Consider the following 14596-nt stretch of genomic DNA (forward strand, 5'->3'; position numbering starts at 1 on the left):
CGCCCGGTTCCCCCCTTGGAGGCATTCCCTCGGACAGGGCAACGGCGATACAAAACGAAAAACAGCGATACCGCGGTGAGATGCCCTGGCGAGGGGGCATGGGAATCATGGCGACATGGATTCACCGCCCGGACACCCGGGCTTTACCGAGGAATTGCAACATGCATCTGTTTCGACGCTGGAGCCACCACCATGAACGTCAGCACGCTCACTTCGGCCACGATGATCGCTTCGGTCCTGTCGGCCCTGTGTGTGACCATGGCTACTACGGCCCGCTGCCCGTCTCCGGGCCCTGGTTCCGCCTCGGCGGTTTCGGTGGGTTCCCCTGGGGCTGGGGCGGTCTTGGACACCGGCATGGCGGGGGGGCTGGACGGCATGGACGCGGACACGGTCGCCACGGCCACCACGGTCGCCATGGTCACCACGGCGGTCATGGGGGGGACGGCTTCGGCGGGGGCCTGGGACCCGATGCCCACCACGCCGGTCGCGGCCAGAGGCTGCAAGCCCGGGCCCGCGCCTTTCTGGACCTGAGCGACAGCCAGTCCGAGCTGCTGGAGCGGCTGGTCGGTCGACTGGAAACGGCCAAGCGCGCGATGAAGGCGCTGGCGCGCGGTCCCGAGGTCGCGCGGCTCGTCGAGAGCGAGAACTTCCGCCGCGACGAAGCGCAGGAACTCTTCGACGGCCAGATCGAGGCGCTGCGCGCGACCGGCCCCGCGCTGGTGGCCGCCTTCGGCGACTTCTTCGACGCGCTGGACTTCGACCAGCAGCAGATGCTGCGCTTTTTGCTGCGCCGGTTGCGCCGCCGGGCGGGCCGCGATGGCCGCGATGGCCACGATCGCCGTGACGGCCGCGATGGCCGCGATGGGCGCGGCGGCAACGACCGCAACGACGACCGGGGCCTCTGATGGACAGCCGCGACTGCCGGCAGCCTCCGGGGCTGCTGCGGCCGGTCATCGACCGCAACCGCTGCGAGGGCAAAGGCGATTGCGTCGAGGTCTGCCCCTACGGTGTCTTCTCGGTCGGCACGCTGCCGGTGGACAGGCGCAAGGCGCTGAACCTGTTCGGCAAGCTGCGCGGGTATGCGCATGGCTGGCAGCAGGCCTTCACGCCGAACGCCGACGCGTGCCGCGCCTGCGGGCACTGTGTCAAGGCCTGTCCGGAACGGGCGATCACGCTGGTCCGGCACAGCCACAATGGACGCCACGATGCATCGATTGCTGCTGATTGACGACGACGAGGCGCTGGCCGCGCCGCTGGCGAGCTACCTGGCGCGCTTCGACTTCGCGTTGAGCGCGGTGACGCGGCCCAGCGCCGCGCTCGCCCGCCTGGCCGAGGAGCGCTTCGATGCGCTGATCCTGGACGGCATGCTGCCGGAGATGGACGGCTTCGCGTTCTGCAAGCGCGTGCGCGGCGGCACCGCGCCGTGGCGCGAGATCCCCATCCTGATGCTCACCGCGCGCGGCGACCTGACCGACCGCGTGGTCGGCCTGGAGCTGGGCGCGGACGATTACTTGTCCAAGCCCTTCGAGCCGCGCGAGCTCGCGGCGCGGCTGCAGACGATCCTGCGTCGCACGCGGCTGTCCCCTGCGGCGGCGCCGGCGCCGGCCGCGACGACGCTGCGTTTCGTGGGCCTGGACATCGATACCGCGCGCCGGCAGGTCACCGTGGCCAGCGGTCCGGTCGAGCTGACCAGCACCGAGTACGAACTGCTCGTGATGCTGGCGCGAGAACCCGGGCGCGTGTTCTCCCGTGACGAGATCCTCAACCAGTTGCGCGGCCAGGAGGCCGACATCTTCACCCGGGCGGTCGACATCCTGGTCAGCCGGATGCGCCGCAAGCTCGAACCGCTGGAGGCGCTCAAGACGCTGCGCAACGCGGGCTACTGCTTCGCGCTGCCGGCCGCGGGCGAGGAGGGCGCATGAACGATCCGCGCCATCCCTACGATCACTGGCACGACCTTCGTGAGCAAGAGCGTCGGCGCGACGGATGGCGTCGCCGGGAGCGGCATGTCCGGCGCCTGCACCAGCTGGAGAAGATGCGCCGCTGGGCCGAGATGGAGGCCAAGGGCATCCCGTTCCCGCGCGAGCGCGGCTGGCGCTGGCACATGCGGGCGCGCAACCGCTGGCACCAGCGCTGGCACCGGCATCACGCGCACTTCAAGCATTCGCTGGGCGCGCGGCTGATCGCGATCTTCGTCGTGCTGGCCTGCGCCGGCATCGCCATCCTGTGGGCGTCGATGCAGGTCGACTACGGCCTGCTGTGTGCGGTGCCGCTGCTGCTGCTGGTGACAGGTCTTGCCTATGGCGGCATCCGCCATCTGGTGGGGCCGCTGCGCGAGCTGGCGGCCGGCGCGGAAGCCTTCGGCCGGGGCGATCTCGAGCATCGCGTCCCGATCTACCACCGCGACGAGATCGGCGACCTCGCGCACCGCTTCAACCAGATGGCCGAGGACATCCAGGCGATGCTCGACGGCAAGCGGGCGCTGCTGCTGGCGATCAGCCACGAGTTGCGCAGCCCGCTGACGCGGGCGAGGCTGCATGCGGAGCTGGTCGACGAGGGGGCGTCGAAGGACGCGCTGCTGGACGAGCTCGCGCAGATGCGGGAGCTGATCTCCGCGCTGCTGGAGAGCGAGCGGCTGGGCAGCGGCCATCGGGCGCTGCAGGTCGGCGACTGCGACCTCGGCGCGCTGGCGCGCGAGCAGGACCAGCCGGGCGTGGCGCTGCGTATCGATCGCGACCTGCCGGTGCTGAAGCTCGACCGCATGCGGGTGCAGTTGCTGCTGCGGAACCTGGTGCACAACGCGCTGCGGCACAACGATCCCGACGCCGGGCCGGTGATGGTCAGCGTCGAACGCGACGGCGAGGGCGCGACGCTCACCGTGCGCGATCACGGACCCGGCGTGCCGCCGGAGGTGCTGTCGCAGCTCGGCCAGCCGTTCTTCCGGCCCGACGAGGCGCGGGTGCGCAGCGAGGGCGGCGTGGGCCTGGGCCTGTCGCTGTGCCGGCTGGTCGCCGAGGCGCACGGCAGCCGGCTCGAGCTGCGCAACGCGCAGCCCGGGTTCGAGGCCGTGGTGAGATTCCCCTGAGGGCCTGCCTCAGACCAGCACCGCCGCGATCGCGTAATCCTGCGGCCCCTGCACCACGTTGGAGGCGATCACGGTGACGGTCCACGCGCCCTTGCGGGCCTTGGCCACCTGCACGACCTCGACGTTGTTGCGCGTGTCCATCGCCAGCGCGCCGCTCGCACCACTCGCACCGCTCGCGTTGGTCGCCAGGTTGCCGACGTGTCGCGTGCCGTCCGGTGCGGTCACCACCAGGTTCAGGTTGTTGATCAGGCCCTTGCCGGGGAAGTCCGAATAGGCCATCACCACGCGCAGCGTGCGGCCGGCCTTGGTCACCGGCAGCGCCTGGTTCACCAGCTGTCCGCTGGCCAGACCCTTGCCGTCGAGGGTCAGCAGCACGTCCTTCGTCGACCGGTCCAGGTTCACGGCGCCGTGGCCCTGGTGGTTGTCCAGCAGGGTGCCGGCGGGCGCCGTCCTGGGCAGCCGCCGCGCGCCCGCGATCAGCAGCGCCTTCAACAGCGCGGCCTTGGGCGCGGCGATGGCGCGCTTCGTGCGCAGGAACTCGCGCAGCAGCGCCAGCGCGCCCGAGGTCAACGGCGTCGCCATGCTGGTCCCGCCCATGTGGAAGTAGAGCTTGCTCTTCGGGAAGGCCGCCCAGGCGAAGTTGTTGGCCGCGAGCTGCGTCGAGCGCGTCGACAGGATGAAGGTGCCCGGCGCCACGACGTCGGGCTTGATGCGGCCGTCGAGCGTCGGGCCGCGGCTGGAGAACGCCGCCACCTGGTCGGCGCTGTTGGCCATCGGATCGGCCTTGTAGGGCGCGACCGGGAAGTCGTCCGGCCACCAGCCGCCGTAGCGCTCGGCGTCGAACTCCGGCCGCAGGTTCTCGCTGGCGCCCACGGTGATGCAGTTCTTCGCGGTGCCGGGCGAGGTCACGCTGCCCGTGTTGATCTGGCCGTCGCCGTCCGAATCGGTGCCGTCGTTGCCCGCCGCGATCACGAAGCACATGTCCTTGCGTTTCCAGACGAAGGCGTCGAACTGGCTGCATTGCTCGTCGTAGTCGCCGGCGTCGCCGCCGCCCCACGAGTTGGAATGGATGCGCGCGCCCTTGTCGTACGCGAACTGGAACAGGCCGGCCAGGTCCGACGGCAGGCCGGCCAGCAGGAAGCGCTCGCCCCTGAGATCGGCCGGCGCGCCCGGCTTCCATTGCATCTGCTGTTCGATGGCCTGGAACACCAGCTTCGCCTGCGGCGCGTGCCCGCGGATCGGCTTGGGCAATGAGGCCGACGCGCCGCCGTTGCCGAGCACGGAGCCCGCGACGTGCGTCCCATGGCCGGAGTCCAGGTCGGCCGGGCCGTCGTCGGCGCCGGCGTTGGTGACGTAGACCTTCCAGTCGGGCGTGACCGGATAGCTCCTGATCGCGGCGATGCGGCCGGCGAAATCGGGGTGGATGGTCGCCGGATCGCCGGTGTCCAGGCCGGTGTCGCAGACGGCGACGGTTTCGCCCTGGCCGGTCAGCTTGAGCCCGCTGGCCTGGACGGCCGAGAAGGCATTGCCCATCAGCGTCGTCGCCACGTTGTTGGAGGTCCGCGGCACCACGCGCTCGCGGATGTAGCGCACGCCGTGCACGGCGGACAGCGCGCGGAGCTGGTCGCGCTGTTGCCTGGCCGTCGCGTCGGACCCGAAGCGGAGCTTGAGCACGCGGGCGCGCGGATTGGACGACACGACCGCGAAGCCCAGCCCGCGCGCGGCGCGCTCGATCGTGCCGAGGTCGGCCGCGTCGAAGACCTCGACGACGAGCAGGTCCGGCACGACCCGCCGGCGCGGCAGCTCCGGCGCGCCGCCGGGGGATGCCAGCGCGGGCGCCACGCGGTCCGAGTGGGGCAGGTGTCCGACCCAGCGCACCATCGGCAAGGCCTCGATGGCGCGGAGGGCGGCCTCTTCGGCCTTGACCACGTAGGCGAAGCCGCTCATCGGCTGACGCAGCGCGCCGCCGGCGCTGCGCAGCTTCGCCAGCCACGGCCGCTTGACCGGACCGATGAACTGGACGACGTAGTGGTGGGCCCCCGGCGGCAGCGCCGCCGCCTTGGTGGCGAGCGTGCGCGACTTGGCCGTGCGGGCAGTCGGGTCGGTCGCGCCGCCGCCACCGATCTCGAGCCGGTACTGGTCGGCCATCTCCTCGACGGGGAACTGGCGCACGAGGCGCGCCGCATCGGCGTCGGCGGCGTCGATGAGGACGAACGCCGGATAACGCTCGACCACGCGCGCGTCGGGTGCGATCGCGGCGACGTCGGCGGGGGCCGCGAAGACTTTGAGCATGGTCATGTCGGTTCTCCTCGGCGCGCCGCGTCGAATGCTGAAGTGTGGTGCACGCCCGTCCGGACTTCACCCTTCAATGTTGGGGTGCGGGCGGCGGCTGGCCGGGGACGACGCCCGCTGACGACGCCTGCTGACGACGGCCGACCGACCCATGCGAGTGGCATCTGGCGATCCGCCTACCGAGACGAGTCGGTGTGCCGGCCAGAACCTGTGTGGCGCCGGCGCCATCGATTTCATCGAATCGATTTCATTGATCTTTTCGTGCCAAGTCTTGCGGGTGTCGCGAGGAAGATCGCTCTCCCGCGTCGCCTGGCGCGGTCCATGTCATCCCGATGAAGGTGATGTTGATGAATTGATCCGATCTGACTGGAGTTGTCCATGTCCTCGATGTCCTTCCCGCAAGCCGGCACGTCCGGTTCCTCCGCCGCCCCGGCCCGTTTCCGCGGTCCGGCGAGCTTCCATCCCAGCCTCGACGACGAGCTCGACGACGAACCCGGCGCCGATCTTGCCGCGCTGGCCCTCGACGAGGGCACCGGCAGCGGCGCGCCGCCGGTGCCGCCGCCGGCGTCCGGCGCGACGGCCGCCGCCCCGGCGCCGCGTCCTCCCCGGACGCTGTTCATGCAGCGACGTCTGATGGAGCTCCGTCCGCTGCTGCGCCTGAACGGCGAGGAGTTCGAAGCCTTCCTCTACCAGTCGCGCATGTACCCGTCGCTGAGCCGCTTCGCGCCGGGCAGCGTCGAGTACTTCGTGCCGCGGCGCGACATCACCGTCGGGCTGGCGATGAAGACGCTGCGCGAGCGCATCGAGCATGCGGCGGTCATCGCCGAGCTCGTCTGCCGCCTCAAGCGCGACGACGAGGAGGAGGGCGCTCTGTGCAACGACGACGAGGCGGTCGTCGCCACCGCCGCGATCCGCGACGACCTGCGCGAGGCGCTGGGCATGCTCGGCGTGTACGAGCAGGCGATCCGCGAGGGCGTGGCGGTGGTGCAGTACCACGAGCCCATCGCCAGCGACGCGGCGTGACGCCGCGTGAGTCGGCGTGAGACGGCGTCAGTCGGCGTGAGTCGGCGTCAGTCGGCGTGAGTCGGCGTGAGTCGCGTGAGGCGGGTCGGGCCGTACCCGGGCGCCTGCAGGCCCGGGCGCTTGTGGCCTTGAGCGCTTGCTCGCCCGGTAAGCCCCGGGTAAGTCGCCGGGGCGGAGGATGCGCCCTTAACATCAGCGCTTCCGCCCTCCCTCCGCCCATGAATCGAATCGCCCTGGTCGAGGACCACGTCCGGCTCGCCGGCCTGATCCGTCAGGCCCTGCAGGCCGCCGGCATCCCGACCGACGTCTTCCATGCGATGGAGGCCGCCTGGGTCGCCCATCGCGACGTCGGCTACGCGGCGCTGGTCATCGACCGGGGCCTGCCGGACGGCGACGGCCTCTCGCTGGTCAAGCGCCTGCGTGCCGCGCATCAAGGCACGCCGTGCCTGATGCTCACGGCGCGCGACGCGCTGCATGACCGGATCGACGGGCTCGAGTCCGGCGCCGACGACTACCTGGCCAAGCCTTTCCCGATGGAGGAGCTCGTGGCGCGCGTGCGGGCGCTGATGCGCCGGTCGGTGGCGGTCCGGCCGCCGCGGGCCGTCTTCGGCGACATCGAGATCGTGATCGAGGAGGCGTTGCTGGTGCGCGGCGAGGTCTCGGTGGCGCTGGCGCCGGCGGAGTTGCAGATCGCGATCGTGCTGGTGCAGCAGCAGGGGCGCACGGTCCGGCGCGCGGCGCTGGAGGCGGCGGCGTGGGGCCTGTCCGAGGCGGTGACGCCGAATGCGCTCGACGTCGCCTTGCATCGCCTGCGCAAGAAGCTGAGCTCGCTGGGCTCGGTGCTGCGCATCGTCAATCTCAGGAATCACGGGTATGCGCTTCAAGATGCGGTGGCCGAATAGCTTGCGCAACCGCGTGCTGGCGGTGCTCGGTGCGAGCATGGTGCTCAGCGGCGTGGTGGTGGGCGTGGCCTCCATGGTGCTGTGGGAGCCCTTCACGCGCTGGGTGCTGCGCGACCAGATCGAGGACAACGGCGCCTCGCTGGCGCGGCATCTGCGCTTCGATGCCCAGGGGTGGCCGGTCGGCATCGACGAGAAGACGATCGAGCCCTGGATGTTCGACAGCCTGCGCAGCGAGGTCATGCTGCGCGTGGCCGACAAGGAAGGGCACGTCGCGTATTCGTCGGATGGCGTCAAGAGCACGATCGCGCCGGACGGCAGGGCCTTCGAGGCGCACCGCCATTCCTTCGTCTTCCGCCGCAACGGCATCTCGATGCATGGCGCGACCGTGCCGTTCGATCACGCCGGGCGGCGCTGGTACGTGCAGTTCGCCGTCACCGACCGCATGGTGCTGAAGATGCGGGAGTCGATCGGCTTCGACGTCTTCCGGCAGGGCGTGATCGCGCTGGGCGCGACCTTCGTGCTCATCTTCCTGGTCACGATCCACATGGCGCTGCGGCAGGCCTTGCTGCCGGTGCGCGCAGCGTCGGGCGCCGCGCGCCGCATCGCGCCGCGGACGCTGGCCGAGCGCCTGCCCACCGTGGACCAGCCGCGCGAGTTGCGGCCGCTGGTCGAGGCGTTCAACGCGGCGCTGGATCGCCTGCAGGGCGGCTTCAAGACGCAGCAGGAGTTCCTGTCGAATGCCGCGCATGAGCTGAAGACGCCGCTGGCGCTGATCCGCGCGCAGGTGGAGCTGGCGGAGGCCGGCCCGTGGCGCGACCAGGTGCTGGAGGACGTCGATCGCGTCGCGCGGCAGGTGCAGCAGTTGCTCCTGCTGGCGGAGGCCAGCGAGCAGCGCAACTACCGCGTCGAGGCGATCGGTCCGACGCCGGCGCTGCGCGAGGTCTTCGAGTTCATGGAGCGCGTGGCCGCGAGGCACGACGTGACCCTCGGCCTGCACGTGAGCCCGTCGCTCCGGTCCTGGCGCGCGGACCGTGGCGCGCTGTTCACGCTGCTGAAGAACCTGCTGGAGAACGCGATCCAGCACAGTCCGCGGGAGGGCGTGGTCACGCTGATGGCGGACCCGGACGGCTTCACGGTCGCGGACCAGGGCAAGGGCGTGGCCGAGCAGGACCTGCCGCGCATCTTCGAGCGCTTCTGGCGCGGCGCCGACCGGCGGGAGCAGGGCGCTGGGCTGGGGCTGGCCATCTGCACGGAGATCGCGTCGGCGCACGGCTGGCGCTTGAGCGCGCATCGGCGGGTGCCGGGGCCGGGGTTGGAGCTGCGGTGCGAGATGGCGGTGGCGACAGAGGCCGGTCCGGACCGTGAGGCGCCGTCCGTGATGCAGGGTCGCGAGGCAACGCCGGCGAGGTCCACCTCGCTGTCCGGTGCCGCCATTCAAACCGGCTATTCGCAGGCGGTGCGGCGCGCGTTGTTCTGACGGAGATCGGCGGCGAGCTGAAACGTCCTGCGGCTTCGTGCCCGATCTCGGGTTCATCGCTATCATCCCCGCGATCAAGGAGACGACATGACCTCACGCTTCTGGATGGCGCTCACCGCGGGCGCACTGTTCTCGTTGTCGGCGGCGGCCCAGGAGGTCACGTTGACGCGGCTCGATTGCGGCAACGGGACCAACGACCCTCGGCGCTTCAGCGACACCTTCGCCTACACCGAGACGTCCAAGCCCTTCACCTTCAGCTGCTACGTGATCCGGCACGGCTCGGACGTGATGGTCTGGGACACGGGCTACCTGCCGGGCTCCGCGCCCAACGCGACCAACAAGCCGCTGGGCGATCTGCTCAAGCAGATCAAGATCGATCCCGCGGACGTGAAGTTCGTCGGCATCAGCCACTTCCACGCCGATCACACCGGCCAGGTGAGCCTGTTCAAGAACGCGACGCTGCTGATCGGCAAGGCCGATTGGGAAGCCATCAACGCGACGCCGCCGATGGCCGGCGCGAACGCGAAGGGCTTCGCCGAGTGGATCGCCGAAAAGCGCAAGGTCGAGCCGCTCAGCGCGGACAAGGACGTCTTCGGCGACGGCACCGTCATGGTCCTGCGCGCGCCGGGCCACACGCCCGGACACAGCATCCTGCTGGTCCGCCTCAAGGAGATGGGGCCGGTGATCCTCAGCGGCGATTCCGTCCACTTCCACGAGAACTACGAGCACGACGGCGTGCCCGGCTTCAACGACGACCGCGCGCAGACGCTCGCCTCGATCCAGCGCGTCAAGCAGATCGAGAAGAACCTCAAGGCCACGGTCATCATCCAGCACGACCCGCGCGACATCGGCAAGCTGCCGGCCTTCCCCGCCGCGGCGAAGTAGACGCGCAGGGCGCGACGGCGGCCAGTCGACAACTGGCGCCGCCGGTTGCCGCCGCGTCCCAGGTCAGGGATCAAGGACCAGGGCTCAGGGCTCAGGGCCCGGTCGCCCCTTGCAGGCTGACCCGCTGCCGCCACGCGTGGTCCACGCGGCCGTCGTGGGTGCTGCCATGTTGCGCGAAGTAGCGCGACGGGCAGTCGCCGTAACACCGCATCCACACCTTGGCCAGATGGGCGGAGTCGGTGAATCCCGATGCCTGCGCAATGGCGGTCAGGGCGCGTCCGCTGCCGAAGAACATCGCCGCGCGCTGGATCTTCACGGCCAGCGCGTATTGCCGCGCCGAGATGCCCAGCGATCGCAGGAAGCCGCGCGACGCCTGCGCGGCGGACATCCCGAGCGGCGCGCCGAGCGCCGCCAGATCCTGCGCGGGGTCCAGCCGCAGACCCGCCATCATCTGCGCCACGCGCGGATCCAGCGGCCGATGCGGCGCGACGCTGTCGGCCACGCTGCCCACCAGCATCTGCACCGAGGCCCGCAGCCGCCGGCCGCTCAGCGCGTCGCGCGCGAAGGCGGCGGCGCAGTCCAGCAGGCCCGCGAAGTGCTGCGCGTCCAGCACGCGCACCGGTGCGCGGTCCGGCCAGCGGCTGAAGGTGTTGTAGCGCGGGTGGGTCGGCTCGAGGTCGATCAGCACCACCGGTGCTCCGCCGGAGTCGAGCGCGCGCGCCGCGAACGGACGCACCGCCACCAGGCGGCCTTGCCACTGCTGGCCGCCGACGCTGACGCTCAGCGGTCGCGGCGTCAGCGCGCAGGCCAGCGTCACCGAGTGCCGCCGCACCTGCGAGCGCACGGCGCCGCTCGCATAGATGAAGCTGTCGCCCAACAGGCCCAGGCGAGGCCCGACGAAGTTGCCAGACGTCATGGGGACATGCTGCGTCCAGTCTCGCCGCCGCGTCAAGGCGGGACCGCGCCGCGCTCCTGGTCATAGCGGACCTGCGCGCGCATGGCCTTCTCCTCCATGCTGCGCGCGGTGGAGGTGTCCTCGCGCATCAGCTCCAGGATGCGCCGCGCGACGGCGTCGTCCTGCGCGAACATCTGCTGCGCCGCTTCCGCGCCGAAGTGGGCGGCTCGCAGCGCCTGCATCGTCTTCAACTGCGCCAGTCCCTCCTCGGGCACCAGGAGCGCCTGACCCGGCGGGAACGCGGCCGCCTGGGCAGTCTGGTAGGCCTCGAACTGCGTCACCAGTTCGCGGGCGCGCGCGGCTGCGGGCGCCGGCAGGCCGGACAACTCCTCGTCCATGCGCGCGGCCAAGGCCGCGCCCTCGTTGAGCGCCAGCAGCGCTTCGGCGCGCAGGCGCATCGGCTGGTCGACGACGAGCCGCCCCCGTGCATCGGTGCGGAACACGCGTGGCGACTTGCCCTCAAGACCTGGCACCGCCACGGCCGGCGGGACATCGGAGCCCGCGTCGACCGGGGCCCGTGTCATCCGCTCCATTTGCGTCACGGCCGTCGGCGTGTCGACCGGCTCGGAAGCGGCGGACGAGCGCGACCAGGGGAAGGCGGTTGTCGGCTCCTCGGCGACCGCCGGGGCGAGAGCCCCGGCGGCCAGCCAGACGAGGAGGGCCACGGCGCCCAGGCCGGTGGCGAGGGCCAGCGCGATGCGCCGGCCCCGTGGGCGATCGGACAGGTGCGACATGGCGTCCTCCCTCGTGCTCAGTACGGGCAGTTCTGGCTGTAGCGGTCGAAGACCAGCGCGGTCGCATAGGCCGTGTGCGGCGCGCCGCACAGGAAGGGCGAGTAGCGCGTGTCCGCGTCCACGAAGCGCTTCATCCAGGTCACGCCGTAGCGGCCGATCGGCGTGTTGGTGCTGTTGGGCGTGAAGTGGGTGGCGGCGTTGAGCTCCGCATAGGCCTTGAAGGTCGTGGCCGGCAGGCTGGCGTAGAAGGGCCGCGCATGCGCGGCGACCGGGGCCACCGTGTCGCCGTCCGAGCCGACGATGAGCGTCGGCACCCGCACCTGGGTGAAACTGGTGCTGAGGTTCCACGGCGTCAGCGGCAGCGCGGCCTTCAGCGTCGGGTTGTCCTCGGCCGCGATCAGCGCGCCGCCGCCGCCCATCGAATGCCCGGCCACGGCCAGCCGGGTGCTGTCCACGCGGCTCCTGACGGTGCTGCTGGCGCTGTTGACCACGTGGTTGAGCGCCGCCATCAACTGCGTGGCGCGGCTGGCGGGCTGGTCCAGCGTGGTGTTGGTGTTCATCGTGATCACCACCAGGCCGTGCGTGGCCAGGCGGCGACCCAGCCAGGCGATGCTGGATTCCGTGGCGGTGAAGCCGGGGCTGATCGCCACCACGCCGTAGCGCCCGGCGGTCGTGGGGTAGTAGATGGTGCCGCCGCCGAAGCCGCGCGCGAGCGTCACGTTGCTGGTCGCGACCGCGAACGATCCGGCGGTGGCGTTGAGGCTGGCGGAGGTGGGATCCGGGCCGATCTGCGCCGAGGCGCTGCCCGCGGCGAAGCTGGCGAAGGCGACGCACAGGGCGGCGGCCCGCAGGGCGGTCCGCGGCGAAGCTGTCTGAGTCATGGTGTCTCCCTTGATGAGGTGGCCCGGCGCGAGATGCACCGGGCCGGCCCAGTCTAGGAAGCGCACCGTCGGAGTGCCTTGTACGCATCCGGGGGAAGCACCCCCTAGGATGCTTCAGGGAAAACCCGCGACGGACGACGCGGTTCAGCCCCGCTTGCCGTTGCGGGCCGCGGCGGCGGCCCGTGCCACGTGCAGCTTGCGGTAGCTGTCGATCAGGCGGTGGTGCCGGTCGAGGCCTTCCAGCTTCATGCTCGTCGGCGTCAGGCCGTGGAAGCGCACGCTGCCGTCCACGGATCCGAGCACGGCGTCCATGCGCGCGTCGCCGAACATCCGACGGAAATTGACGACGTAGTCGTCCAGGTCCAGCTCGTCGTCCAGCAGCACCTCCAGCACCACGTTCACGGCCTGATAGAACAGGCCGCGATCGACGGTGTTCTCGTTGTATTGAAGGAAGGCCCCGACCAGTTCCTGCGCCTCCTCGAGCTGCCCCAACGCGAGATGGATCAGCAGCTTCAGTTCCTGGAGGGTCAACTGACCCCACACCGTGTTCTCGTCGAAGTCGATGCCGATGAGCGTGGCGATGTCGGTGTAGTCGTCGAGCTCGCTGTCTTCGAGGCGCTCCAGCAGCGCCTCCAGCTGCTCATCGTCCAGCCGATGCAGGTTGAGGATATCCGCGCGGAACGCAAGGGCCTGGTTGGTGTTGTCCCAAATCAGGTCCTCGACCGGATAGATCTCCGAGTAGTCCGGCACCAGGATGCGGCAGGCCGTCGCGCCCAGCTGGTCGTACACGGCCATGTAGGACTCCTTGCCCATGCCCTCGAGGATGCCGAACAGCGTGGCGGCTTCCTCGGCGTTCGAATCGGCGCCCTGGCCGGAGAAGTCCCATTCGACGAAGTCGTGATCGGCCTTGGGGCTGAAGAAGCGCCACGACACGATGCCGCTGGAATCGATGAAATGCTCGACGAAGTTGTTGGGCTCGGTGACGGCGTTGCTGGCGAAGGTCGGCCGGGGCAGGTCGTTCAGGCCGTCGAAGCTGCGGCCCTGCAGCAGTTCCGTCAGGCTGCGCTCCAGCGCGACCTGCAGGCTGGGATGCGCGCCGAAGGAAGCGAACACGCCGCCGGTCCGCGGATTCATCAGCGTCACGCACATCACCGGGTAGACGCCGCCCAGCGACGCGTCCTTCACCAGCACCGGGAAGCCTTGTTCCTCCAGGCTGCGGATGCCCGCCACGATGCCCGGGTACTTGTCCAGCACGGCCTGCGGCACGTCGGGGAGGGCGATCTCGCCTTCCAGGATGTCGCGCTTGACCGCGCGTTCGAAGATCTCGGACAGGCATTGCACCTGCGCCTCGGCCAGCGTGTTGCCGGCGCTCATGCCGTTGCTGACGTACAGGTTCTCGACGAGGTTGGACGGGAACCAGACCACCTCGCCGTCGGACCGCCGCACATACGGCAGCGCGCAGATGCCGCGCGCCACGTTGCCGGAGTTGGTGTCGATCAGGTGCGAGGCGCGCAGCTCGCCGTCGGGGTCGTACCAGGCGAGGCAGCGCTCGTCGAGCAACCCCTCCGGGATGGCATCGTCAGGACCGGGCTTGAACCAGCGCTCGTCGGGGTAATGCACGAAGGCGGCGTTGGCGAGGTCCTCGCCCCAGAACACGCCCGCGTAGAAGTGGTTGTTGTTCAGGCGCTCGATGTATTCGCCGAGGGCCGAGGCCAGGGCGCTTTCCTTCGTCGCGCCCTTGCCGTTGGTGAAGCACATCGGCGAGTGCGCGTCGCGGATGTGCAGCGACCACACGTTGGGCACGAGGTTGCGCCAGGAGGCGATCTCGATCTTGATGCCGAGGTCCGCCAGGATCTTCGTCATGTTGGCGATGGTCTGCTCCAGCGGCAGATCCTTCCCCGGGATGAAGGTCGCGGCCGCCGCGTCCGGATTCAGCGTCAGCAGGGCCTGCGCGTCGGCATCGAGGTTCTCGACCTCCTCGATGATGAACGCCGGTCCGGCCTGCACCACCTTCTTGACCGTGCAGCGGTCGATGGAGCGCAGGATGCCCAGGCGGTCCTTCTCGGAGATGTCGGCCGGCAGCTCGACCTGGATCTTGAAGATCTGCTGGTAGCGGTTTTCCGGGTCGACGATGTTGTTCTGGGAGAGGCGGATGTTCTCGGTCGGGATGTCGCGGGTGACGCAGTACAGCTTGACGAAGTAGGCCGCGCACAGGGCCGAGGAGGCCAGGAAATAGTCGAACGGCCCCGGCGCCGAGCCGTCGCCCTTGTAGCGGATGGGCTGGTCGGCGATGACCGTGAAATCATCGAACTTGGCTTCGAGACGAAGCTTGTCGAGAAAGTTGACCTTGATTTCCATGCGA

13 protein-coding genes are annotated in these 14596 nt (G+C 70.2%); 8 read left to right on the top strand and 5 right to left on the bottom strand.

Annotated elements, in window-relative coordinates; genetic code table 11:
* The first annotated feature begins 98 nt into the window (after positions 1 to 98).
* From AC07O8_RS17735 to AC07O8_RS17750, 4 genes are read left to right on the top strand one after another with little or no spacing between them, the layout of a single operon-like run.
* A complete protein-coding gene (locus AC07O8_RS17735; RefSeq protein ID WP_495049292.1) occupies positions 99 to 905 on the top strand; it encodes a hypothetical protein in 807 nt (268 codons plus the stop codon).
* Positions 905 to 1228, top strand: a complete 324-nt coding sequence (locus AC07O8_RS17740) for a 4Fe-4S binding protein (RefSeq protein ID WP_495049293.1) — start codon at positions 905 to 907, stop codon at positions 1226 to 1228. The genes AC07O8_RS17735 and AC07O8_RS17740 overlap by 1 nt, the downstream gene beginning before the upstream one ends.
* Positions 1206 to 1922 (top strand): response regulator transcription factor, encoded by a 717-nt coding sequence (locus AC07O8_RS17745; RefSeq protein WP_495049294.1) that lies wholly within the window; start codon positions 1206 to 1208, stop codon positions 1920 to 1922. Before AC07O8_RS17740 ends, AC07O8_RS17745 begins: the two co-directional genes overlap by 23 nt.
* Positions 1919 to 3085 carry a HAMP domain-containing sensor histidine kinase gene (locus AC07O8_RS17750; RefSeq protein WP_495049295.1) on the top strand — a complete coding sequence of 389 codons (1167 nt, stop codon included), beginning with the start codon at positions 1919 to 1921 and terminating at the stop codon, positions 3083 to 3085. The genes AC07O8_RS17745 and AC07O8_RS17750 overlap by 4 nt, the downstream gene beginning before the upstream one ends.
* 9 nt (positions 3086 to 3094) lie before the next feature.
* Here the strand turns inward: AC07O8_RS17750 and AC07O8_RS17755 are convergent, their stop codons facing one another.
* Positions 3095 to 5383 (bottom strand): S8 family serine peptidase, encoded by a 2289-nt coding sequence (locus tag AC07O8_RS17755; protein WP_495049296.1) that lies wholly within the window; start codon positions 5381 to 5383, stop codon positions 3095 to 3097.
* A 372-nt stretch (positions 5384 to 5755) separates the two neighbouring features.
* Between AC07O8_RS17755 and AC07O8_RS17760 the strand changes: the two genes are divergently transcribed.
* From AC07O8_RS17760 to AC07O8_RS17775, 4 genes are all read left to right on the top strand, one after another.
* Positions 5756 to 6400 (top strand): hypothetical protein, encoded by a 645-nt coding sequence (locus AC07O8_RS17760; RefSeq protein WP_495049297.1) that lies wholly within the window; start codon positions 5756 to 5758, stop codon positions 6398 to 6400.
* 218 nt (positions 6401 to 6618) lie between these two features.
* On the top strand, positions 6619 to 7302 hold the full coding sequence (locus AC07O8_RS17765; RefSeq protein WP_495049298.1) for a response regulator transcription factor: 684 nt from the start codon (positions 6619 to 6621) through the stop codon (positions 7300 to 7302).
* On the top strand, positions 7274 to 8779 hold the full coding sequence (locus AC07O8_RS17770; RefSeq protein ID WP_495049299.1) for a sensor histidine kinase: 1506 nt from the start codon (positions 7274 to 7276) through the stop codon (positions 8777 to 8779). Before AC07O8_RS17765 ends, AC07O8_RS17770 begins: the two co-directional genes overlap by 29 nt.
* Before the next feature lie 87 nt (positions 8780 to 8866).
* Positions 8867 to 9664, top strand: a complete 798-nt coding sequence (locus tag AC07O8_RS17775; protein ID WP_495049300.1) for an N-acyl homoserine lactonase family protein — start codon at positions 8867 to 8869, stop codon at positions 9662 to 9664.
* 91 nt (positions 9665 to 9755) lie between these two features.
* On the opposite strand, the gene AC07O8_RS17780 is transcribed toward AC07O8_RS17775, so the two are convergent.
* From AC07O8_RS17780 to AC07O8_RS17795, 4 genes are all read right to left on the bottom strand, one after another.
* The gene (locus AC07O8_RS17780; RefSeq protein WP_495049301.1) at positions 9756 to 10580 is read right to left on the bottom strand and encodes a helix-turn-helix domain-containing protein; all 825 of its coding nucleotides are present in this window, start codon (positions 10578 to 10580) and stop codon (positions 9756 to 9758) included.
* A 32-nt stretch (positions 10581 to 10612) separates the two neighbouring features.
* Entirely contained in the window at positions 10613 to 11353 is a 741-nt protein-coding gene (locus tag AC07O8_RS17785; RefSeq protein ID WP_495049302.1) for a lipase secretion chaperone, read from the bottom strand.
* A 17-nt stretch (positions 11354 to 11370) separates the two neighbouring features.
* Positions 11371 to 12234, bottom strand: a complete 864-nt coding sequence (locus AC07O8_RS17790; protein ID WP_495049303.1) for an alpha/beta hydrolase family protein — start codon at positions 12232 to 12234, stop codon at positions 11371 to 11373.
* Positions 12235 to 12378: 144 nt separating this feature from the next.
* Positions 12379 to 14592, bottom strand: coding sequence for an OsmC domain/YcaO domain-containing protein (locus tag AC07O8_RS17795; RefSeq protein ID WP_495049304.1), 2214 nt, complete (start codon positions 14590 to 14592; stop codon positions 12379 to 12381).
* Positions 14593 to 14596: the final 4 nt, after the last annotated feature.

The organism is Roseateles sp. GW821-FHT09G09 (genome assembly GCF_059415965.1).